The sequence below is a fragment of the Brevibacterium sp. S22 genome, from assembly GCF_004745485.1.
Taxonomy (GTDB): domain Bacteria; phylum Actinomycetota; class Actinomycetes; order Actinomycetales; family Brevibacteriaceae; genus Brevibacterium.
In genome coordinates, this window is record NZ_RHFG01000004.1 from 32,664 (window position 1) to 54,972 (window position 22,309).

The 22,309-nt window shown below is 66.2% G+C and carries 20 protein-coding genes; 7 read left to right on the forward strand and 13 right to left on the reverse strand.

Annotation, left to right across the window (positions count from 1 at the left end; genetic code table 11):
- Positions 1-150 precede the first annotated feature (150 nt).
- Positions 151-1,428 carry a zinc metallochaperone AztD gene (gene aztD, locus EB835_RS05615; RefSeq protein ID WP_240688566.1) on the reverse strand — a complete coding sequence of 426 codons (1,278 nt, stop codon included), beginning with the start codon at positions 1,426-1,428 and terminating at the stop codon, positions 151-153.
- 226 nt (positions 1,429-1,654) lie between these two features.
- Between aztD and EB835_RS05620 the strand changes: the two genes are divergently transcribed.
- Positions 1,655-2,008 carry a nuclear transport factor 2 family protein gene (locus tag EB835_RS05620; RefSeq protein ID WP_135808497.1) on the forward strand — a complete coding sequence of 118 codons (354 nt, stop codon included), beginning with the start codon at positions 1,655-1,657 and terminating at the stop codon, positions 2,006-2,008.
- Positions 2,009-2,118: 110 nt separating this feature from the next.
- On the opposite strand, the gene EB835_RS05625 is transcribed toward EB835_RS05620, so the two are convergent.
- Positions 2,119-3,039 carry a 3-hydroxyacyl-CoA dehydrogenase NAD-binding domain-containing protein gene (locus tag EB835_RS05625; RefSeq protein ID WP_135808498.1) on the reverse strand — a complete coding sequence of 307 codons (921 nt, stop codon included), beginning with the start codon at positions 3,037-3,039 and terminating at the stop codon, positions 2,119-2,121.
- A gap of 108 nt (positions 3,040-3,147) precedes the next feature.
- Between EB835_RS05625 and EB835_RS05630 the strand changes: the two genes are divergently transcribed.
- Both EB835_RS05630 and EB835_RS05635 read left to right on the forward strand, forming a co-directional pair.
- Positions 3,148-4,011 (forward strand): hypothetical protein, encoded by an 864-nt coding sequence (locus tag EB835_RS05630; protein WP_135808499.1) that lies wholly within the window; start codon positions 3,148-3,150, stop codon positions 4,009-4,011.
- Positions 4,012-4,341: 330 nt separating this feature from the next.
- A complete protein-coding gene (locus EB835_RS05635) occupies positions 4,342-5,313 on the forward strand; it encodes a hypothetical protein (RefSeq protein ID WP_135808500.1) in 972 nt (323 codons plus the stop codon).
- A 109-nt stretch (positions 5,314-5,422) separates the two neighbouring features.
- Here the strand turns inward: EB835_RS05635 and EB835_RS05640 are convergent, their stop codons facing one another.
- The 5 genes from EB835_RS05640 to EB835_RS05660 all read right to left on the reverse strand — a co-directional run bounded on the left by EB835_RS05640 (position 5,423) and on the right by EB835_RS05660 (position 11,052).
- Complete coding sequence (locus tag EB835_RS05640; RefSeq protein WP_135808501.1) at positions 5,423-7,054, reverse strand: long-chain-fatty-acid--CoA ligase; 1,632 nt, start codon at positions 7,052-7,054, stop codon at positions 5,423-5,425.
- Positions 7,055-7,215: 161 nt separating this feature from the next.
- Positions 7,216-7,977, reverse strand: coding sequence for an enoyl-CoA hydratase (locus tag EB835_RS05645; RefSeq protein WP_135808502.1), 762 nt, complete (start codon positions 7,975-7,977; stop codon positions 7,216-7,218).
- Positions 7,978-8,246: 269 nt separating this feature from the next.
- Positions 8,247-8,825 carry a GNAT family N-acetyltransferase gene (locus tag EB835_RS05650; protein ID WP_135808503.1) on the reverse strand — a complete coding sequence of 193 codons (579 nt, stop codon included), beginning with the start codon at positions 8,823-8,825 and terminating at the stop codon, positions 8,247-8,249.
- Positions 8,825-10,057 carry a trans-sulfuration enzyme family protein gene (locus EB835_RS05655; protein WP_135808504.1) on the reverse strand — a complete coding sequence of 411 codons (1,233 nt, stop codon included), beginning with the start codon at positions 10,055-10,057 and terminating at the stop codon, positions 8,825-8,827. Before EB835_RS05655 ends, EB835_RS05650 begins: the two co-directional genes overlap by 1 nt.
- A gap of 77 nt (positions 10,058-10,134) precedes the next feature.
- Complete coding sequence (locus tag EB835_RS05660) at positions 10,135-11,052, reverse strand: LysR family transcriptional regulator (protein ID WP_135808505.1); 918 nt, start codon at positions 11,050-11,052, stop codon at positions 10,135-10,137.
- An 86-nt stretch (positions 11,053-11,138) separates the two neighbouring features.
- Here EB835_RS05660 and EB835_RS05665 point away from each other — a divergent pair, with 86 nt between their 5' ends.
- Both EB835_RS05665 and EB835_RS05670 read left to right on the forward strand, forming a co-directional pair.
- A complete protein-coding gene (locus EB835_RS05665; protein ID WP_135808506.1) occupies positions 11,139-12,311 on the forward strand; it encodes a YeiH family protein in 1,173 nt (390 codons plus the stop codon).
- A 287-nt stretch (positions 12,312-12,598) separates the two neighbouring features.
- Positions 12,599-14,038: an SLC13 family permease gene (locus EB835_RS05670; RefSeq protein WP_135808507.1), complete on the forward strand. Its 1,440-nt coding sequence runs from the start codon at positions 12,599-12,601 to the stop codon at positions 14,036-14,038.
- Between the two features lie 27 nt (positions 14,039-14,065).
- Here EB835_RS05670 and EB835_RS05675 read toward each other — a convergent pair whose 3' ends face one another.
- On the reverse strand, positions 14,066-14,653 hold the full coding sequence (locus tag EB835_RS05675; RefSeq protein WP_135808508.1) for a GNAT family N-acetyltransferase: 588 nt from the start codon (positions 14,651-14,653) through the stop codon (positions 14,066-14,068).
- 127 nt (positions 14,654-14,780) lie between these two features.
- Here EB835_RS05675 and EB835_RS05680 point away from each other — a divergent pair, with 127 nt between their 5' ends.
- Positions 14,781-15,107 (forward strand): GNAT family N-acetyltransferase, encoded by a 327-nt coding sequence (locus EB835_RS05680; protein WP_135808509.1) that lies wholly within the window; start codon positions 14,781-14,783, stop codon positions 15,105-15,107.
- 9 nt (positions 15,108-15,116) lie between these two features.
- Here EB835_RS05680 and EB835_RS05685 read toward each other — a convergent pair whose 3' ends face one another.
- The gene (locus EB835_RS05685) at positions 15,117-15,671 is read right to left on the reverse strand and encodes a DUF2306 domain-containing protein (protein WP_135808510.1); all 555 of its coding nucleotides are present in this window, start codon (positions 15,669-15,671) and stop codon (positions 15,117-15,119) included.
- Between the two features lie 191 nt (positions 15,672-15,862).
- On the opposite strand from EB835_RS05685, the gene EB835_RS05690 reads away from it, so the two are divergent.
- The gene (locus EB835_RS05690) at positions 15,863-16,564 is read left to right on the forward strand and encodes a MerR family transcriptional regulator (protein WP_168216639.1); all 702 of its coding nucleotides are present in this window, start codon (positions 15,863-15,865) and stop codon (positions 16,562-16,564) included.
- Positions 16,565-16,761: 197 nt separating this feature from the next.
- Here EB835_RS05690 and shiA read toward each other — a convergent pair whose 3' ends face one another.
- From shiA to galU, 4 genes are all read right to left on the reverse strand, one after another.
- A complete protein-coding gene (shiA, locus tag EB835_RS05695) occupies positions 16,762-18,087 on the reverse strand; it encodes a shikimate transporter (RefSeq protein WP_135808512.1) in 1,326 nt (441 codons plus the stop codon).
- A 394-nt stretch (positions 18,088-18,481) separates the two neighbouring features.
- Entirely contained in the window at positions 18,482-20,623 is a 2,142-nt protein-coding gene (locus tag EB835_RS05700; RefSeq protein ID WP_135808513.1) for a hypothetical protein, read from the reverse strand.
- Positions 20,624-20,732: 109 nt separating this feature from the next.
- A complete protein-coding gene (locus EB835_RS05705) occupies positions 20,733-21,335 on the reverse strand; it encodes a GNAT family N-acetyltransferase (protein ID WP_135808514.1) in 603 nt (200 codons plus the stop codon).
- A 65-nt stretch (positions 21,336-21,400) separates the two neighbouring features.
- Positions 21,401-22,303, reverse strand: a complete 903-nt coding sequence (gene galU, locus EB835_RS05710) for a UTP--glucose-1-phosphate uridylyltransferase GalU (RefSeq protein WP_135808515.1) — start codon at positions 22,301-22,303, stop codon at positions 21,401-21,403.
- Positions 22,304-22,309: the final 6 nt, after the last annotated feature.

Below are 22,309 nucleotides of genomic sequence, written 5' to 3' on the forward strand. Positions count from 1 at the left end.
GAGGAGGCGGACCCAGAGGCAACCCCCGCGGCGACGGACCCCGACCGACGCTGCGCTGGCCGACACCGCCGGTCGGGGTCAGGCCAGAATCGTTCCGCCGGTCGGATTCAGCCCAGGATCGTTCCGCCGGTCGGGATCAGGCCAAGGTCTTCAGCCGGTGACGCCGGTGAGTTCGTTCGGTGCGTGCGGCAGCGTCGCATCCGCCATCACCTCACCGGATTCGAGGTCGACGATGTGGATCTTCTTCTTCGCCGGTTCGCTGACATAGGCGACTTCACCCTGGACGAAGAGCGTCGGACGCGTCTTCTGCCATTCGACTGGTTCGTCCCATTCGTCGATGACCGGGTATTCCTCCGTCACCGAGGCGGTGGCGGGATCGATGATCTTCAGCTTTCCGTCCGTGGTCAGGACGACGCCTTCCCCTTCGGGTCCACGGCCCAGTGACCGGAAGCTGTAGGAGGCGCCGAGGTCGACGAGTGAGAGTTCGCCTGCCTTCGTATCGGTCACGCTCACCTGCTCGGGACGTTCGAGCTCGGCGTCCTCGTCGACCTTGTAGTCACCGAGGATGTACTGAGATTCGTCGCTTCCGGCCTGATTGCCGATGCGCCCGAAGGAATCGGGGGCGTCGATCTTCTCGAAGTTCCCGTCCTTGTAGAGAAGGATTCCGTCTTCGCAGCCGAGCGCGATGACTTCGTCCTCCGCGGCGGCTTCGCCGTGGACTCCGGGGCAGTCGTCGCTGCGGGCGATCTCCTTGCCGCCGTCGTCGATGACCTTCGCCCCGGTGCGCTCATCCTCGGTGCCGACCGTAAGCAGGGTCTTCCCTCCGGACAGTCTCACCGCGACTCCGTGGTGGGCCTCATCGGCCTCGGTGACTTCGGGTTTCGGGTCGTCCTCGGAGAAGTCGTCGGTGTCGAAGGTCTGGATCTTGCCGTCGCCGTCGCCGAAGAGCACGGTGGAGTCGCCGTGGCTGACGACGTGTCCGGGCAGTTCGGTGTCGAAGACGGTGTCGGTGAGCTCGGGGTCGGCGGCGTAGCTGTGGGTGTGGTCGCCGTGGGGTTGGGTCCAGACTCCGGCATCGAAGAGGCGGAAGCCTTCAGCCACGGAGACCATGAGGTGACGGCCGTCGCCGACGGGACTGAGCCGGTTGAAGCCGGGCAGATTCGTATCGTCGATGACGTCGAGCGTCGTCGCATCGAGTGTGAGGATCCCACCGTCGTAGGTGGTCACGATCCGCGGCTGAGCGGCGGCGAGCTCCTGCGCGTGCCCCTTCTCATCAGTTTTGCCTGCGTCATCTTCCGCACCGGCGGTCTTCTCGTCCTTGCCGACCGCGTCATAGTCGGTGGCGTCGTCGCCGGCCTGGCAGCCGGAGAGCAGGAGCGCCGAGGCGACCACCGCCGATCCAAGCATCGTGTGGTGTCGTTTCATCATCACAGTTCTCTTTCTAGTGAGAATCATTATCGTTAGCAGGTTGATACTAACCCGATGTGGTGTTGAGATGCGAAACCCGTGCCATATGCTCGGCGGCGGCGAGCCGCAGTGCGATACACCCGTGCAGCGACGCAGGAGATCCGGATCAATCCCCTGACGTCGAGGGTCAGCCGGCGAGTTCGCGGGCCGGCCCGACTATGTCATGGCTCACTGTTACGGTAGTGCCATGGCCAGTGTGACTGAACTCGTGAAGCGCTACTACTCCACCGTCGATGCCGGAGATGCGGGTGCCACCTCGGCACTGTTCGCCGCCGACGCCAGCTATGATCGCCCCGGCTATCCGACGATGGTCGGCCAGCAGATCACCGACTTCTATCACGGCGAGCGCGTCATCGAATCAGGTGCGCATTCGCTGCAGGAGATCCTCGTCGACGGCGATCGCGCTTCCAGCCGCGGTGTCTTCAGCGGTCGACTCAAGGACGGCTCGGAGACCTCGGTGGGCTTCGCCGACTTCTTCCTCTTCGACACCGAGGGCCTCATCGCCGAACGCACCACGTACTTCTACCAGGCAGCGGTCTGAGGCCTGGGCCGTCCTGAGCCTCAGACCGTCCTGAGTCTCAGATCTGCTCCGCTGGGCCGAGCGCCAGTTGCCGGAGTCAGGTCCAGTCGCCGCCTGAGGGGCCAGTCACCTCAGATGTCTTTGCCGCGGGCTTCGAGCACCGCTTTCTGGATCCGGTCGCGGACCGCGGCGGCCTGCGGGGTCGGCTGTGGCCCATAGGCTTCTTCTACCTGTCCGAAGACCTCTTCCATGCCCGCGGGGTCGACGTCGACGGGCAGGTCTTCGATAGCGGCGAACGCCGGACCGATATGCTCCATGAACCCGCGGATCCCGGCTTCTCCCCCGCCGAAGTGCATGCCTTCGAACTGGCCGACGGCCGACCACCGCAAGCCCAGGGAATTCTTCATCACCGTGTCGAGCTCCTCGGCCGTGACGACTCCATTCTGCACGAGCGAGATCGCCTCCTTCATCAGCGCATTCTGCAGACGGTTGCCGACGAATCCACGGATCTCGCGCCCCAGCACCACCGGTTCGCGACCGCAGCTGCGGTAGAACCCGACCGTGGCGTCCACGGTCTCCTGCGAGGTCTGCGGGGAGGGCACGACCTCGACGAGCGGCATAAGGTGCGGCGGATTGAACGGGTGGCCGACGATGACGCGGGATGCCGCCGGCTCCGGCAGCGCGGACGCAATCGATGAGGCCGGGATCGTCGACGATGACGTTGCGAACACGGCCTGCCGCGGAGCCGCCTCGGCGATCTGGGAGAACAGCTCCGGCTTCGCTTCGGGATCCTCGGGACCGCATTCCTGAACGAAGTCGACGCCGGCCACGGCGGCCTCGACGGATTCGGCGGCCTCGACGGTGCCGACGTCAGAGGCCAACTCGCCCCTGGCCGAGGCATCAGCGGTGACCTCGGCCTGCAGGCCGGCGACCACCTCGGCGAGGTCGGATCGGGGGTCGAAGACCCGCACCGTGTAACCGCTGCGCGCGAAGAGGAAGGCGAACGATCGACCGATGGTCCCGGCTCCGATGACAGCGACTGAAGAGCTCATGCGTCCAGGCTATACCCGCCCCACCAGCTCAGGCGGCGGCGTTCGCCGTAGTCGAATCGTTGCCGTGCACGGCACGCCGAGGCCGGGATCGGGTGGCACAATGTCACCATGAGTGCGAACCCAGAGCTGAGAACAGTGGACTCGGAGATCCTCGCCCTGGCGGAGGACGAATACGCCGCCGCGGCCGAGACCGCGCGCATCGACGTGCGCGAGATCCACACCGCCGAGGAGGCGGCCCGGGCCTCGCTGCTGCTCGATGAGGTGTGGAGCGTCGACGAGACCGGGTCGACCGTCTTCGAACCCAGCCTCATCATCGCCTTCGCCCACGCCGGCAACTATGTCTCGGCTGCGTACAGCGTCGACGAACCCGACGAGATGATCGGTGTGACCATCGGCTTCTTCGGCCAACCTCTGGGCACAGTCATGCACTCGCATATCGCTGGGGTCCGCCACCAGGTCATCGGCCGAGGCGCGGGATCGGCGATGAAGCTGCACCAGCGCCTGTGGTGCCTCAACCTCGGCATCACCGAGATGACCTGGACCTTCGACCCGCTGGTCGCCCGCAACGCCTACTTCAACTTCCAGCGCCTGGGCGTCGGCATGGTCGAATACCTCGAGGACTTCTACGGGCAGATGCGCGACGGAGTGAACTCCGGGCAGGCCAGCGACCGGATGATGGTCTCGTGGCCGCTCGGCCGGCCGGCACGGGTCTCGGTCGTCGATCCTGGCTCCGCGTTCCCGTGCCTGCGCGCCGATGACGACGGGGAGCCGCTGGTCAGCGAGGTGCCGAAGGAGACCGAGTTCGTCTCGCTCGACTTCCCCTCCGACATCGAGGACCTGCGCGGCCAGGATGCCGAGCTGGCCAGCCGATGGCGACTGGCGCTGCGCACGGCGCTGACAGGCCTCGTCGGTGACGGCTGGGTCGTCGACACCTGCCTCAAGGGCGGCACCTACCTCCTCCACCACCCCTGAGGCGCCACCTCATCACTCCTGAGGTGCCTCCTCATCACCCTTGAGGGACCACCTCCACCACCTTGGCTGAATCACCCCTGAGCAGGCCATCAGGCACCCATTTCACCAGCCTCTTCCTCGAGACAACGGTGGAGGGCCGAGACCACGCTGTGTGCACCGTGGTCTCGGCCCTCCACCGTTCTTTCGGCTGATTCGCCTGGGCAGGGGGCTTGAAACAGGCAAGCACCTAACCCGTCAGGCGGAGTCCGAGCCGCCTGCTATTTGATATCTATATATAGTTTTTGATGTTATTTGCTTGCGCTTAATGATCCAGAACATCAGAATGGACTCATGTTCCGGACTGTGACGCGGGTCGAACTCGCCGAACTCGATATGCCTCGCGCTGACCTTGCAGAGGCCCTGGACTGCTGTCTGGAGAAGGTGCGCAGAGGCCACTTCATCGTCAAGTCGATTTGCTCGCACACTCACTTCGACACCATTCGCCACTTGCTGAGCGGGCCAGGCATCACATTTCCCACATTCCGCGGCGACATCAGAGACGATGCAGAGAAACTCCGGATGAGCATCGCCACTCGGCGGGAGTCTCTGCTGCCCAAAGACGCCTTCTCACACATGTCAGCAGCACTGCTGCATGGTCTCGACCCTGTTGAGCTCGGGACGGAGAAGGTGGAGATCACCCGGCCCGACTACTCTCGCTCGTACTCGGACCTCGTGTTCTACGCTCGCGATCTTGCCGAAGACGACGTCGATCGCACCCTCGGCAGCCCAGTGACCACGCTGGCCAGGACTCTTGCCGACATCGCCCTCGACCACCGCCTCGAAGTTTCGGTGCCGCTGATCTCGGAGGGGCTGAGAGAACGACACATCAGCAAGGAGGCACTCAGGCCGAAACTCGCTCCGGGCCGCCGGGGCCGGAAGCGCGCTCTGCTCGCACTCGAGCTGGCAAGCGAACTCCACGAGTCAGCGGCCGAGGCGTTCTGCGCGGTCAAGTTCCACCGGCACGGCATCACTGGAATGACACCACAGGTCACCGCCTACTCCTCGACCGGAGTATTCATCGGCAGGAACGACTTTCGGCAGGAGGAGGCCCGCGTCATCGTGGAGGTTCACGGGGTCGGCAAGTACTACATGCATCCCGATGGCCCCGACACGGCCGCACGCCAGAATCACCAGCGCAACATGAACCTCATCAACGCCGGATTCACAGTCTTCAACCTCACTTTCGGCGACCTCTTCCGACCACAGATCTTCGAGCAGATCAAAAAGACAATCGCCCAGGCCCTTGGGCAGCGACACCAGTGAGCCGCAACTTTGCGCCCAAACAACTGCGGAGCGCCGAGACCACTGTGCACACAGCGTGGTCTCGGCGCTCCACCGTTGTCTCGGCTGCTATTCCCCAGCCGAGGTCAGCTCACTTCTCGTCCCACTCCTTGCGCAGCAGCTTCTTGTCCAGCTTGCCCACTGAGGTGCGCGGCATCTCCTCGACGACGTTGACCTCGTCGGGCATCTGCCATTTCGCGAACCGTTCGCCGAGGGTGGCGATGATGTCTTCGCGAGTCACTTCGGAGCCGTCCGCGGCCACCACGTAGGCCACGGGGCGCTCGTCCCACTTCTCGTCGGGGACGCCGATGACGGCCGCCTCCTTGACGTTCGGGTTATCGAGGATCGCGTTCTCCATATCGATCGACGAGATCCATTCGCCTCCGGACTTGATGACGTCCTTGAGACGGTCGGTGATCTTGAGGTAACCGTACTCATCGATGACGCCGACGTCGCCCGAGCGCCACCAGCCGTCGAGGAACCGGTCGGCATTGTCGGGGAGCTTGAAGTACGACTCGGTGATCCAGGGTCCGCGCATGAGGATCTCACCCATCGACTTACCGTCGCGCGGCAGCTCCTCACCTGTGGGATCGACGATCTTGAGGTCGACGCCGACGATCGGCAGACCCTGCGAGCGCTTGAGATCCCAGCGCTCCTCCTCGCTGAGGTCCATGCCCGGTTTGAGCTTCCAGTTCGTCGTCGCCAGCGGGGTCGTCTCAGTGGCGCCGTAGCCGTGGATCACCTCGGCGCCGGTGATCTCCTTGAACCCGCGCATCATCGACAGCGGGGGTTCGGAGGATCCGGACACGAGGCGGACTCCGTTGAGGTCCGGCGGCTGCGGCATGTCCTTCATCATCGCGAGCATCGGGCCGAAGATCGCCGGTGCGCCGTTGGCCAGAGTCACCCCCTCCTCGATGAAGGCCTGACCGATCGCGCCGAATTCCTCGGCAGCGAACTTGCCCGGCAGCACGAGCTTGGCTCCGGAGGCCACAGCATTCTGCGGGAAGCCCCAGGACAGGACGTGGAACATCGGAGTGATCGGCATGACGCAGTCGTCGAAGGTCGCGTTCAGGGCCGCGAGCCCGCCCATGGTGTGCAGGTAGATCGAGCGATGAGAGTAGTAGACGCCCTTCGGCCGGCCGGTGGTGCCGGTGGTGTAGCCGGCGTAGGCGGCGGTCTTCTCGTCGACGACGGGCCAGTCGTAGGTCTCTGGCTTGTCGGCGATGAGGTCCTCGTAGAAGACGACGTTGTTCAGGCTCGTCTCGATCTCGGATGCGGGCTTGTCGGTCATGACGACCCAGCCCTTGACGTCGAGTTTCGGGGCGAGCGCCTCGGCGACGTGGAGGAGCGATTCGTCGACGAAGATCCAGTCGGACTTCGAGTGGCTGACGACGTAGGCGAGGTCTTCGGGCGCCAGGCGCAGGTTGAGTTGGAGCATGGTCGCGGCGACGCCGGGCACGGAGAAGTAGAGCTCGAGGTGGCGACGGGAGTTCCAGTCGATGACACCGACCATGGAGCCGGCGCCGACGCCGAGTTCGTCGAGGCCGTGCGCCAGCTGAGCCATGCGCTTGAACTCGTCGGCGTAGTTCGATCTGCCCCACGATCCGTCCGAGCGGCGGTAGACGACTTCGGACTGGCCGAAGACCGTGGCCGCATGGCGGATGAGGGTGGTGGTATTGAGCTGGTAGCTGTCGCCCAAGGTGGAGGGGATACCGGTCAGCATGGGACTCCTTCGGTCGTGCTGGGCTGCCGGCGAACCGCTCGGTTCGCCGGCAGCGGGTGGTCATTGCCGTCAGACTATCGGCTCAGGTGATGCCGATCACATCCGGCGCGGCAGGTGTTATCAATCAGAGACCCGACACCGAGGCGGGGCCGAGGCTGAAATCATTCGCCGGTGAACGTCGGGGTGCGCTTCTCGAGGAACGCGGCGACGCCTTCGACGAAGTCCTGCGAAGCCCGCAGTCTGGCCTGCCCTTCGACCTCGCGGGAGAACGCCCCGTCGAGTTCGGTGAGCGTGGCATCGTTGATCGCGGATTTGGCCGCGGCCATGGCCTGCGGTGCTCCTTTGGCCCACGCCTCGGCGAGTTCCGCGGCGCGTGTGAGCTGCTCTCCGGCGGGGACGACCTCGCTGGCCAGGCCCCAGGCGAAGGCGTCGGCGGCGGGCAGCTTCTCCCCGGTCAGGGCCAGACGCAGGGCACGGTGCCGCCCCGCTGAGGCGGCGACGAGTGCCGTGGCGCCGCCGTCGGGCATGAGACCGATCTTCGCGAACGGAAGCATGAGGTAGGACTTCTCACTCATGACGAGATAGTCGCAGGCCAGGGCGAACGAACAGCCGATTCCGGCGGCCGGCCCGGAGACCGCTGCGATCGTGGGCACAGGGGTGTCGACGATCCGGCGGATGATCGCATTCGCCTGGTCGAGCTCGATCCCCTGCCTCTCGGCGGCTCCGCCCTGCAGGTCAGCCCCGGAGCTGAACGCCCGGTCATTGCCGGTGAGGACGATGGCCTGCGAGTTCGCCTCCGCCTCGGTCACGGCGTCGCCGATTGCCAGCACCGCCTCCTGCGTGAGGGCGTTGAGGCTCTCGGGCCGGTTGATCGTGATCGTGGTGACGCCACCACTGACGCTGACGAGAACGCTGTCGGACAATGCGACTCCTTACGTGCGAGCCCGGTGACCCGTGAGGTCGGGTGATCGGGGCGGCTGTTGGCACTCCTGCTTCCATGCGCTCAGAGGAGCGCATGTGCTTCCACCGCCACTTTAACGCACGTTAAGTTGATCTGCGTCACATGTCCGCGGCGGGCTGATGGCGCTGAGCCTGCCCGAGGCGGATTCGCGGCGCCGAGCCTGTCCGCGGCAGACTCGCGGCACTGAGCCAGCCGAGCCCGGCGAGGAGGGGCGCTCACCCCGACGCTGCTTCAGCGCAGGGTCGCGTCCAGTTGGGAGGCAGTGAGTTCGCGGTCGGCGAAGACGAGCCGGATGGCTGCAGGGTCCGGGTTTCCGGCGTCCGGTGCCCGGTGGACGAGTTCGAATCCGAGCTTGCGCGCGACCTTCGCCGAGGCGGTGTTGTGTTCGAGCAGATAGGCCACGACCGGCAGTTCGGCGTCGATGGTCGCTGCCGCTTCGGTCGCATCGCGGGAGACCGCGGTCGCCAGCCCTCTCCCCTGAGCCTCGGGCCGAAATCGGTAGCCGAGATTCCAGAACGCTCCGGGCACACTGCGGGAGGCCCCGGGTTCGGACACCCCACGCAGAGAGCAGCCGCAGTGGCCGAGGATGTCTGCGCCGGCGGCCTCCCGGACCATCCACGGTCCGAGCCCGTCGAGTTCCCATTGCTGAGCCAGGCGTGCCAGGATCGCCTTCGCCTCGCCCTTTGCCGTCATCCTCCCGCTGGGCAGATGCGTCCATACTCGCCGGTCGGATTCGACGGCGAAGAACTGCTCCACGTCCTTCGCACTCGGCCGGTCGAGCACGTAGCCCCCGACCGGAGTAGGACCCATCAGCCCAGCGCCGCCTCGAGGTCGACCCACAGATCGTCGAGGTTCTCGATCCCCACGCTCAGTCGGATCAGTCCCTCGGGCACCGTCTCCGGCTCGGCGGCGTGCCGGCGCCGGCGTTCGATGAGGGATTCCACGCCGCCCAGGGAGGTCGCCGGTGTCCACAGGCGGACCGCCTCGGTAATGGCGGTGGCCTTCTCCGCCGTATCGACGGTGAAGGCGATGATCGCACCGAAGCCCTTCATCTGCCCGGCCGCGCGGGCGTGGCCGGGGTCGTTCGGCAGGCCCGGGTAGCGGGTCTCGACGACGGCGGGGTGGGCGGCGAGGCGCTCGGCGATGGCTTGCGCGTTGGCCTGCGCGCGGTCGAGGCGGACGGCCAGGGTGCGCAGCCCGCGCAGAGCCAGCCAGACTTCGAAGGGCCCGGCGATTCCCCCGCGCATCGAGCGTTCTGTGTGCAGCTGCTCCCGCAGCTCGCCGCTGCTGGTCAGGGCCGCGCCGAGGACGACGTCGGAGTGGCCTGCCAGGTATTTCGTCACTGAGTGCACGACGATGTCGGCGCCCAGATCGAGCGGAGTCTGCAGCAGCGGAGTGGCGAATGTGTTGTCCACGGAGATGAGGAACCCGCGGTCCTTCGCTGCCGCGATCAGCACGGGAACGTCGGCGACCTCGAGCATCGGATTCGTCGGCGATTCGATCCACAGCATCCCCGGGGATCCGGCTCCGCCCGTTCTCGCCGAGGCGGCCGTCCCCTCCGCTGCCACCTGGTCCGTCCTCGCGTGCCCCGCTTCGTCGAGGGAGGCGATGACCGCCTCGGTGTCGGAGATGTCGACGGTGACGAGGTCGAAGTTCTGACGCTTTGCGATCTGCTCCGCGGAGGCGAGCGCACCCTGGTAGCTGTGGGCCGGGATGATCAGAGTGCCGCCGGCGGGCACGAGGCTGATGACGGCCGAGATCGCCGCCAGACCGGAGCCGAAGACCAGTCCGGGAAGTGCCGCATGCTCGAGCTGCCCCAGAGCCTCTTCGAAGGGCGTCCATGCAGGGGTGTCGAAGCGGGCGTAGGCGTAGGGAGAAGCGGAGATGTCGCCCGTGCTCACGAAGGTCGAGGACAGATCGATCGGCGGGTTCACCGCAGCGCCGTCCTGGCGCTGCGGGCGTCCGGTTTCGACGACGACGGTGTCCGGAGCGAGATCGGAACGAGTGGCGGGTGAGGAGGAGTCGGGATCAGGCTGTGTCATATGTCCAATATAAGGGTGCGACCGCCGCCGGTGCTGAGCCGTCCGAGGGCCGCTGCTCCAGACTGTCGACCAGCTGGCTACTTGAGGCTGTCGACCATATGCTCGAGCAGCAGACATGCCCCGGGTGACTGCCGTCGGCTCCTCGTCCACACTGCGTGGAGTTCGCGGGTGAGATCGACGTCTTCGGCCACCGGCAGCGGCACCAGACGTCCGGCCCGGAAGTCATCGCGCAGCGCGAGTTCGGAGAGCACGGCGGGCGCGACGGCGGTGGCCGCGGCGATGCGCAGGGCGGAGTTCGACCCGTACTCCCCCGCCACGCGCACTCCCTCGGCTCCGGCGAGCGCCGAGTCGATGACTTCCCTGGTTCCCGAGCCGATCTCGCGCACCAGCAGCGGCACCTGCGCCAGCTCGACGGCGGTGATCGGTTTCGTCCAGGCGTGGGCGAAGTCCGGGGCGCAGGCGATCATGAGTCGGTCACGGCCGACCACCTCGGCGTTGAGGTCCTGTGGCAGGGACACGGATTCGATGAGCCCGAGGTCGCAGGTCTGGCGGCGCACTCGGTCGATGACGGTCGCGGAGTTCTCCACCGACAGTCCGATGTCGATCTTCGGGTGTGCGGCGCGGAAGGTCGTGAGGTGGTGGGGCATGAGGTATTCGGCGACCGTCAGCGAGGCGCTGACCTTGACTGTTCCGGCTCGGGCGTCCTGGATAGCACGGGCCCCGGCGTAGAGGGTGTCATAGGCCTCGATGACCTTCGAGGCCCATTCGGCGACGGCGCGGCCTTCGACGGTGAGTTCGGTTCCCCGCGGCGAGCGTCGCAGCAGGGGCACTTTGAGATCGCGCTCGAGGTTGCGCAGGCTGCGGGAGGCATTCGGCTGGGCGAGATCGAGCTTCGCCGCGGCTTGGCCGATCGATCTGGCATTGCCACTGAGGGCCACCAGCAGCCCCAGAGCCTGGAGCTCGGGCCAGTTCTTCATATTCCCGAGATCATGCATATGCCCATCATGGCATATCAGATCCATATGGGTTGCTTAGAAATCACCGTCTACTGCGTCCGTGCCGGCGTTGACAGACTGAAGTCATGAACCGCTTCACGTCCCTTCTGCCCGGACTCGCCGTCGCCGCTGTGGCCACGGCCGTCGCGTGGCCGATCTCCATGCTCCTGCCCGTGCTCTCGCCGCTGCTGGTGGCGATCGTGCTCGGCATCCTGTTGGGCAATCTCGTACCCGATCTCCCCGAGGCACTCATGCCCGGGCTCAACTTCGCGGCGAAGCCGCTGCTGCGGCTGGGCATCGTCGCCCTCGGCGCGCAGGTCGTGCTCGGCGACATCCTCGACCTCGGCTGGCTCGTCCTCGTCCTGGCCGCCGTCATCGTCGCCGCCGGGATCCTCTCAGCCATCGCCCTGGCAGGACCCCTCAAGGTCGACCGCCCCCTGGCAGTGCTCATCGGCAGCGGCTTCGGCATCTGCGGGGCCGCCGCCGTCGCCGGAGTCGAGTCGACTCTGAAGTCGAAGAAGGAGGATGTGGCGGCGGCGATCGGCCTCGTCGTCATCTTCGGCACCCTGATGATCGCGATCGTCCCCGGTCTCTCGACCGCGCTGGGCCTGTCCCCGGAGACCGCCGGAATGTGGGGCGGCGCCTCCACCCACGAGGTGGCCCAGGTCGTGGCGATCGGCGGCATCATCGGCCCCGCAGCCCTCGAGATCGCCGTCCTCGTCAAGCTCGCCCGCGTCATCATGCTTGCGCCCACCGTCGCCGTGTTCAGCTACGCGGTGCGTCGCAGCGAGGCCAAGGCACACCAGGATGCGCAGTCCACCCTCGCCGAGGCGGGGGCCGAGTCCGGCACGGCCCGTGGGCAGAACGCCGGGTCGAGTTCCGGCGCCGAGGCGGATGTCCGGTCGGATTCGGCGAGCGCGGCCGGCATGGGGGCCGAGTCCGGGGCCGGTGCCAGTTCCGGGGCGGCGGGCGCGGCCACGACGCCCGCGAAAACCGCGCGTCCGCCGATCGTGCCGCTGTTCGTTCTCGGCTTCCTCGCCATGGCCGCGCTGCGCACCTTCGGCCTGCTGCCCGAGATCGCGGTCACCGGACTCGGTTGGATCCAGACGGTGTGTTTGGCGATGGCGATGTTCGCCCTCGGACACGGAGTGCAGTGGCGGTCGCTGAAGAACCTCGGTGCCCGCCCACTCGCACTGGCCGCGCTGGTCACGATCATCGTCGCCCTCATCGCCCTCGGCGGAGCCCTCCTGCTCACTTGAGACCGCCCCAAATTACTACCTGACGGCGGCTCAGCAACCTTGCGCCAGGTTGCTGAGCCGCCGTCAGGTAGTTCTGAGGCCGCACCCTGCCGGCACTGGCCGACGGACCTTGATTCTGCTGATGGTGCCTGCGGAATCTCGGGGCCGCCTCGGCGAGGATTTTCCGTCTGTCAGGACTTTCCGGCGGGTCGGACACGCCTACGCGGTACCTGCCGGTAACACTGGTAGTGTCTCTCAGCGAATCAGCCAGCGATGCTCACTGTCGCTTCAGCCTCTGCGAGGACATCATGCTCATACAGATCATCGCTCTGCTCATCTTCGTCGCGCTCTTCGCCATCGGCGCGGTCCGCGGCGTGCAGATCGGCGTGCTCATGCTCGTCGGCGCTGCCGGCACCGGACTGCTGTTCACCGACATGGCCGTCGATGACATCATCGCCGAATTCCCGCTCGACATCATGGTCCTCCTCGCCGGAGTGACCTACTTCTTCGCCATCGCCCAGGAGAACGGCACCGTCGATCGGATCATCGACTGGGCACTCGAACGCGTCGGCTCCTCGGCCGTGCTCCTGCCGGCGGTCTTCTTCGTCATCACCGGCTGCATCGCCGCGATGGGCGCACCGCTGGCGGGACTCGTCATGATGCCCGTGGGCATGCAGGTCGCCCGCAAGTACGGAGTCGACTACGCGCTCATGGGCCTGGCGATCTGCTTCGCCATCGGCGCCGGCGGCTTCGCCCCGACCAGCCTCTACGGCATCGTCACCTACAGCACCGCGCGCGGGGCCGGCATCGACCTCTCCCCCTATGTGCTCTTCGGCATCGCCGTCGTCACCTACCTCATCATGCTCGTCGTCGCCTACTTCATGTACGGACGGTCGCTGTTCGGCGGGAAGTCCGCTGCGGCCGTTGCGAGCCGGGCGGGGAGCAGGTCTGCCGAGGACAGCGCGGACGGCTCCGGCACCGCCGACATCGATTCCACCGACACGACCGCGGGTGCGAGCTCACGGATCTCCCGCGGCTCCGCCTCGGCGACGAAGGTGGCCTTCGGTGAGGACGACGAGGACGAGGCCCTCTTCGACTCCTCGAGCTCGGAGCACACCGGCGACTCCTCACCGTTCACATTCGTGCAGATCCTCACCGTCATCTTCATGATCGGCCTCGTCGGCAGCGTCGTGGTCCTCGCCGCCCTCGGCAATGATCCGGACATCGGCCTGCTGTGCTTCCTCTTCGGCGCGATCCTCTCCCTCGTCGACCCGAAGACCGGCAAGGCCGCGCTGCCGAAGATCGACTGGTCGACGGTGCTGCTCGTCGGCGGCATCATCACCTTCGTCGGGGTCCTGCAGAACATGGGGGCCGTCGACCTCCTCGGCGAGGGTGCGGAGTCGATCGGTTCGCCGCTCATCGCGGCCTTCGTCCTCTGCGTCGTCGGCGGGCTCGTGTCCGCGTTCGCCTCCACCACGGGCATCCTCGCCGCCCTCGTACCACTGGCACTGCCTCTCATCGCCGCAGGTGGGGTACCCGGTTGGGCGCTCATCGCAGCCCTGGGCGTGTGCTCGGCCGTCGTCGACGTCTCACCGTTCTCGACACTCGGCGCCACGGTCGTTGCGACCGCCCCGGTCGAGGACAAGCCGCGGCTGACGCGCATCCTCGTGAAGTTCGGCATGTCGATGGTCGTCATCGGCCCGGTCGCCCTCGTCGGCGGCCTGGTCGTTCCTGCGATGCTGTTCTGAGGCCGACTCGCCCCTCACCCGCTCCCTTCAGCCCAAGGGCTTGGACAGCAGCACGAACTCGAGATCGTCGACCTTCGGGACGCCGAAGCGTTCGTCACCGTAGGGGAAGGGCTCGACTTCGCCGGTGAGTTCGTACCCGCGGCGCTCGTAGTAGGCGATGAGTTCGTCACGCTTGTTGATCACGCTCATCCGCATCGACGTCGCTCCCCAGTGTTCGGCCACCCATGCCTCGGCGAGGTTCATCAGCGCCGACCCTACTCCCCTGCCCTGGCCCAACGGCGAGACCGCGAGCACCCCGAGGTAGGCCGCTCCGTCTGCGGGTTCGCGCACGTATACGCTGGCCACGGCGCGGCCCTGCCCATCACGGACGAGCAGGATCTGGGAGTCCGCCTCGGCGAGCATCTCCTCAGCCATCGGGGCGTCGAGCCGCTGTCCGCCGAGGATGTCCGCCTCGGTGGTCCATCCCTGCTTCGATCCCTCACCCCGGTAGGCCGAGGAGACGAGCTCCACGTAGTCGGCAAGGTCAGCGGCGGACAGTTCGGCGACCTCGAACCCGGATTCGCGCAGCTTCCGGCGCTGCGCATCGACCATGGTCGCCGAGGGATGTGCGGTCATAGATGGACTCCTTCATGACGTTGAGTGCGGATCATTTCACCAGGCTAGTCGTATCGCTCGCCCCAGAACTATAGTGTCAACTGTCAGGACAGCGCCCCACCGGCACGGACATTCGGGAGGAATGACCATGGACATCGACATCTCGGGAGAGACATTCACCATCGCCGAGGATGCTGCGGCCAAACGCTTCACCGTCTCCCACGCGGGTAAGGTCATCGGCCTCGCCGATTACATCGACCGTGAGGCGGGTGCCGATGACACCGCAGACGGTCCGGTGCGCATCTTCACCCACACCGAGGTGGCCCCGGAGTGGGGCGGCCGCGGTCTGGCCGCCGAGCTGGTGCGCTATGCACTGGAGACCAGCGCCGAGGAGGGGCTGAAGTTCCGCACCACGTGCTCCTATGTGCAGAATTTCCTGCACAAGAACGACGAGTTCGACAAATTCGTCGCCTGAGGTTCCGCGTCACGTCGCGGTGATCGGGGCAGCGTTGTTCAGATCTGAGGGCGTCAGCGGTTCGCCGCCGGCGCCTTCGTGCGTCTTCGCCGTGGTCGTCTCCCGGTCGTGCCCGGAGACGAAGCGCAGGACGAAGATCGCCCACGCGGTGACAGCCACGACGATCCCGGCCACAAGAGACCACAGCAGCCCGGGGTCGCTCACTGCCAGCTGCGGGATCTCACGGCCGGGAACGACCGCTGCGAAGATCCCGGCGACCAGTGCGCCCAGGTAGGAGCCGACCATCATTCCGATATGGCGGCGGACGTTGCCACGGCGGATAGCGATCACCCCGAGAGTGGTGGAGATGAAGGTCCAGATCGCCAAGGCGTGGAAGAGAGTGAAGGAACCTGTGAGTGAGTAGATGAACATTCCGCTGGTGCACACGAGGTACATGAGAACGACCCAGGACCGCCCGATGAAACGGTGTCTGCGGTCTTTGGTGCGGCGGAGGATCTGGATGGGTCCCAGCAGGACGACACCCGTGGCGGCAATGGCATGGATGGCGATGACGAGTGAGAACATATCATTAAGATAGTGGCACTAACCAAGCACGGCAACGTAGATAGTGAACGCCGTTTCCACTATCCATTCGACGCCGTCGAGGACAGAAGCTGAGAAATGTCGGGGTCCAGCGTTGGGAGACGTTGAGAAGCGTTGAGAGACGTCGTTGAAGTCAGCCGCGGACGACATTCGCTGACGACAGGGGGATTGTTGTGAAGCTCAGTGCGTTGGCCGAGGCCGCCGGAGTGTCGCCGGCGAGCATCAAGTACTACATCCACGAGGGGCTTCTGCCACCAGGGCAGAAGAAGAATGCGACGACCGCGGTCTACGACGAGGCGCATCTGCACCGGTTGGCGCTCATCCGCTGGCTGCGCGAGGAGCTGACCACTCCCATCTCCGACATCGCTGAGCTGACACGCGCCATCGACGATGATTCGCTGCCGACGATCGAGCTGATGGGTGTGTGCCAGGAGCTCGCCCTGCGCGGGAATTCCGGACTGCCCGCCTCGGCGCAGCGTGAACCGGGCGCCCCGCCGTTCGCGCTGCGTTCCACCGGAGCCGCTCCGCCCGAGGCCTCCCCCGCCCCCGACCGGTTCGACGATCTCGTCTCCGCGGCGATCGACCGCCTCGGCTGGCCCGATGAGGAATCGGCGGCGAGGAATGCGCTGGCCCGTGTGGTGGCGATGGTCGATGCGGCCGGCTACCCGGTCTCCGTCGATTCTGTCGTCGCGCAGTGCCGGGCCATCGCCCCGATCGCTCAGGCTCACGTACGCCCGATCAGCGTCGAGCACAGTCGTGACAAGGTCTGTCTGAGCGTCATCCGCGGCATCACAATGTTCAATCGTCAGCTCATCGCGACGAGCGCGTTGACTCATGCCGCACTGTCGATGATGTCGCGCGGCCCCGACGACTGACCGGCTGCGGTCCTCAATGACCCCGCCCCGGGTCGGACGAATCCGTCCGTGCGCAGCACGACACCACACCCGCAGGTCCACCATCCCGGGAGTGGCATTTCGCACCGATACAGCCGGGTCGACTCCGGCCCGGCGCTTCGCATCGTTGCCGCCACAGCCGCCTCGGCGCGGTGTCACGGCCCGGTGCTCCGGGGTGATCAGGCACTGGCCGTGCGTCGTCCCTTCTTCGCGAGGTAGCCGGCGACGGAGATCGAGACCAGGCAGCCCGCAGCGAGGTAGGCGCCGACGAGGTACCAGCTGCCGTTCCCGACTCCGACGAGGTAGGTCGCGATGAACGGGGTGAAGCCGCCGGCGATCGCACTGGCCAACTGGTAGCCGACTCCGGCTCCGCTGTAGCGGAACTCGGGGCTGAACATCTCGGCGAACAGGGGCTGCTGGACGCTGACCACGGCGTCGTGGGCGATGTTGACCAGCAGCACGGCGAAGATGATGACAGCGATCGTGCTTCCCGATTCCAGCGCCAGGAAGAACGGGATCGCGCTGAGCAGTCCGACGACGCCTCCGGTGAGGTAGACGCGCAGGCGACCGTACCGGTCAGAGAGGTAGGCGAAGGCGGGGATTGTGACGATTCCCAATCCGCCGACGAGCAGCGTGATGTTGAGCATGAGCTGCCGATCGAGACCGAGCTCGTCCGTCGCGTACGACAGCGCGAAGGTGGTGACGATGTACATGGTCAGCAGCTCGATGAATCGCAGTCCGACGATCTGGGCGATCTGTGCGGGGAAGCGTTTGAACGCTTCGAGGATCGGCAGCTTCGCGACCTTGTCCTCGTCTGCGTTCTTCACCCGGTCCACGTATTCTTCGGATTCGGCCACCCCGGAACGGATCCAGAGCCCGATCAGGACGAGTCCGGCGCTGGCGAGGAACGGGATCCGCCATCCCCAGGTCAGGAAGGCTTCGGAGGTGAGCCCACCGCTGAGGACGGCGACGAGTCCCGTGGCCAGGAGCAGTCCGACCGAGTAGCCGACCTGAACGCCGCTGGAGTAGAAGGCACGCAGCTTCGGCGGTGCGCTTTCGACGGCCATGAGTGCGGCACCGCCCCATTCGCCTCCGACTGCCACACCCTGGATGCAGCGCAGCAGGACGAGCAGCGCCGGCGCCAGCCAGCCGATCGTCTGGTAGGTCGGCAGGCAGCCGATGAGGGCAGTGGCCACGCCCATGATCGTCATCGTCCAGATGAGCATGGATTTGCGGCCGAGGCGGTCCCCGAAGTGGCCGAAGATGATGCCGCCGAGTGGGCGGAAGATGAACCCCACGCCGAAGGTCGCGAATGCCGCGAGTGTGCCCGCACGGTCGCTGTATCCGGGGAAGAAGAGTTCACCGAAGACGAGGGCTGCGACGATGCCGTAGAGCAGGAAGTCATACCATTCGACGACGGCGCCGATGAACGATCCGGCAGCCGCTCGGCGGGCACGTCGCGCCCCGGCTCTGTCGATGCTCACTCGGTCGTCGATATCGACCATCGGATTCTCCCCTGAACTGTGATTCGGCCTTCTGCCGGCCGCCCTCGCGTGGTCGACGCTGAGCAATCTAGCACGGTCCGAGTTTGCCGGGTCGGGCATGTCCGCCAGAGGGAACACGCGGCCCCAGGCTGGTGCCGGCCGCGAACTCGTGCGGGAGGACCAGGTTCGGCGTGATCCGATCTGTTGGTCCGTCTTCAGCACCTGATCGCTGGCAGCCCAGTCCACGACAGATAGCCCAGTGCGGAATATGGGCTATCTGTCGTGGACTGGGCTGTTCGCAGACCCCCCGGCGGGAAGCAGGCCCCCATTAGCCCAGGAGCCGTGGCACGAAGAAGCCCCGCACGGACGGTGCGGGGCTTGTTTCGAAATCAGTGTGGACTTCGAAATAGCTGCTTCAGGCGCGGCGGCGGGCGAGGACGTCGTTGACGGCGCCGAGGTCGGCACCCTTCGTCGTCCGAATCGCCTTACGGCCGTGTCCGAGCGGTCCTTCTTCGCGAGCGGAGTCGCTGAGTTCCGGTCGGTAGCCGAGCTCCTCGGCGAATTGGGCCGCGATATCCTCACGGCTGCGGGCTTCGGTTTCGTACGAGCTGGCGTCCGCCGCCGTTGCCGAAGGCACCGGGCGGTCGGCTTCGGGAGCGTCGACGTAGCTGGGCACAGGCAGCGGCGTCGGCGACCAGCCGTCACGCGACTTCAGTCGCTGCATGAACGGGTCATCGACCTTCGGTGTCGCAGCATTGAGCGCAGCGTGCACATCGGCATCGGAATCTTCCCGACCGACTGTGCCTGTGACTGAGTCGGGGTCAGCGACGAGGTCGGCTCCGAGCGAGACCGGAGCCTCGGTGGATTCGGCCTGGGCTCTCTCAGCTGGCTCCGTCGAGGTGGCCTCTGCGTCGTTGTCACGATCGGCCGTGCCTGCCCTCTTTGCTGTCGTCTTCTCAACCGGCTGCTTCGAAGTCGCTGTGTCAGCCGCACCCGAAGTCGACGTGTCATCGGAGTCGGCGGTCGCCTCGGCGGAGGGTGCGTCGCTGTCGACGGTGGCGTCTTCCTCAACGATCGGGATCGGTCCGGTGAGGAGGACCTGGCGGGTGGTGTGGCCTTCGGTGGCTTCCTTGCGGATGCGCACGAGTGGGATCTCGCCGGTGTCGGCCTCTTCGCGGGACTTCTTGGCCTCGACGGAGCGGTTCATCGCGGCGCGAGCCTGCGCAGCCTTCGCAGCCGCGCTCGTGCCCGCGGCCGCCGCGGCGATCCGGGCAGCGGTTCCGCTCGAGGTCGGCGCGGCCGCCGTGGGACGCTGCTCCTCGATCGGACCAGTCTTGGGCTGAGCAGCCGTTCGGGCGGTTGCCTGCGACTCGGCTGTGGGCTGAGTGGCTGTCTTCGGTCGAGCAGCACTCGGCTGGGCCATGGTCTTCGGCTGCGCAGCCCGCTCCGTCTTCGGGGCCCGCTCCGACCTGGTGGCACGATTCGACGTGGGGGCAGGCTGCGGCCCGGCCGTCGACTGTGGCCGCGCAGCCTCCTGCAGCCGCCGCAGCTTCTTCTTCGTCTCCCGCTTGCGCAGGTTGAGCGTGCGCACGAGGAACAGCGTGACAACCGCGAGGCCGAGGAAGACACCGGCCAGGGCGATGTGCACGACCGAGAAGGCCGCGAGCACACTCGACACCAGAATGCCGAGGACCGAGGCGAGGAAAACCAGGGAGAAGCCCCTGACCATGGTGTTCAGCGACTTCAGGGACTCCCGCAGGGTCGTGGCTTGCTCAGTCATCGCATGTTCCTCATCGGTTCCGATGGTCGGATTGGAAAATTGTGGATCGTGTCCGTTCGTGCTGGTCGTTCCCTCGCCGAGGTGGCCGCCGCGTCCCGTCCGGGACTGGCCCTCGCGTCGTCCCCCGCTGTCGGAGGTTCGACCGGTACCGGTCGAACCTGTCCGGTTGGTCGACGCATTGCGCCCGACGTCGGTCGCCTGGGGCGGGCGGTCCTGTCCGTCCGACTGCCCGACGGAACGGCTGCTGTCATTGAAGACAGCATGGACCGCGGGGTGGAGCTGCCGAACATTGTGGTCGGCAGCGCCCGCACCGAATCCCGTGTCAGTGCCGGCACCTATGGTGGGACCACCAACAGCGCGACCGACAGCCGCATGGTCGCTGGACAGGGAGGAGGAGCTTTCACCGACCGCGACGGGCAGGGTGCTGAGCTGGGTGTGATCGGCGGCCTCGGTGACGGTGTGTGCTTCGGCGTGACCGTCGATGACGGCGAACTCAGGAGTCGAGGCCGACAAACTCAGCTTCGGGGCCTCGTCTCGCTGTGAGACGTCCGGGGTCGGAACCGACGGCACTTTCCGGGGTTTGTCGTGGAAGACCTGGATGCGCTCCGAATGGTCGTGCCCGGGGATCGCGGTCTCGGCGGAGACGACGGCGGCGTTGTCCGGAACCGTGTCGATTTCGACGCGCGAGAGATCCGTCGCGGACTTCCGAATCATTGCGGGCACAGCAACGGCGAAGACCACGACGATGGCGATGACGACGATGATGCTGGTGTCCACAATGCCACCCTAAGTTGCGGGCATCGGCGAAGACGTCAAGGTGTGAGGTGTGTCGGTCAAACAGGGACGAAGTTCACCGAATTCCCAGGCGGCCCAGCCCGGCCTTCGTTCACATCGGTCCTCCGCCGGTGCCGTGCCGGTATGCGGCAAGCAGCCCATGCGGGACTTCTTCCGAGAGCAGGGCGAACGTACGGTGATCGCACCACCGCCCGTCGATATGCATGTACTTCTCGCGCAGCCCTTCATCGCGCAGGCCGAGCTTTTCGACCACGCGCAGGCTCGCGGTGTTCTCCGGGCGGATGTTGATCTCGATGCGGTGGAGGCCGAGGGCGAAGAAGCAGTGGTCGGCAGCCATAGCCACGGCGATCGGGGTGATTCCGCGTCCGGCCACGCGCGAGTCGATCCAGTATCCGATCTGCCCGGACAGAATCGAGCCCCAGGTCAGTCCCGACACGGTGATCTGTCCGCGGAACTTCCTGTCGACCTCGATGGCGAACGGAGCGGTCTGTCCGCGCTTGGCCTGCTTGTCCTGCATCCGCACCATCGTGCGGAAACCGGGCAGCTCCTGGCCGGGCGCGGGCAGAGTCGCGTCCCACGGGCGCAGCCAATCGCGGTTGAATCGGCGGACCTCCCGCCAGGCCTCTTCGTCGCGGCGGTGCAGCGGTCGCAGCACGATATCGGACTGCCGATCAGTCAGGATGACAGGCCACACGCAGCTGTCCTCGCTCTCGGGTTCGATGCCGGTCCGCCCAAACGGGCTGGACCGAAACAGTCAGCTCAGTCCAGCGTCGGCACGAAATCGCGCAGCCATGCCTTGAGATCGTCACCGAGGTCCTCGCGGTCGCAGGCGATCTGCACGACGGCCTTGAGGTAGTCGAGCTTGTCACCGGTGTCGTAGCGGGAACCCTTGAACACGACGCCGAAGACGCCGTGGCCGTTGTCGTCGCCGGCGAGTTCCTGGAGCGCGTCGGTGAGCTGGATTTCGTTGCCGCGTCCGGGTTCCGTGGTCTCGAGAACGTCGAAGATCTCCGGCGCCAGAACGTATCGGCCGATGATGGCGAGGTTCGAGGGAGCATCCTCGGTGGCGGGCTTCTCGACGAGGTCGGTGACCTTGACGACCTCATCATCAATTGTGGTCTCGACAGCCGCGCAGCCGTAGAGGTGGATGGCCTCTGGCGGGACCTCCATGAGTGCGACGACGCTGCCGCCGGTCTTCTCTGCGACCTCGATCATCTTCGGCAGGATCGGGCTGCGCTCATCAATGAGGTCATCACCTAAGAGGACTGCGAACGGCTCGTTGCCCACATGCTGGCGGCCCTTGAGCACCGCGTGACCGAGGCCCTTCGGATCACCCTGGCGCACATAGTGGATGTCAGCGAGCTCCGACGGATGGCGCACAGCGGCGAGTTTCTTGTCATCCCCTTTCTGTGCCAGCGCGGCTTCGAGTCCGTCGACCCGGTCGAAGTGATCCTCCAGCGGCCGCTTGTTCCGGCCGGTGATCATGAGAACGTCCTGCAGACCGGCGTCGACGGCTTCTTCGATGACGTACTGGATCGCCGGCTTGTCGACGACGGGGAGCATCTCCTTGGGGGTGGCTTTCGTGGCGGGGAGGAACCGGGTTCCGAGGCCGGCGACGGGGATCACGGCCTTGCGAACGGTGCGCTGCGCTTCATCACTCATGAAGTC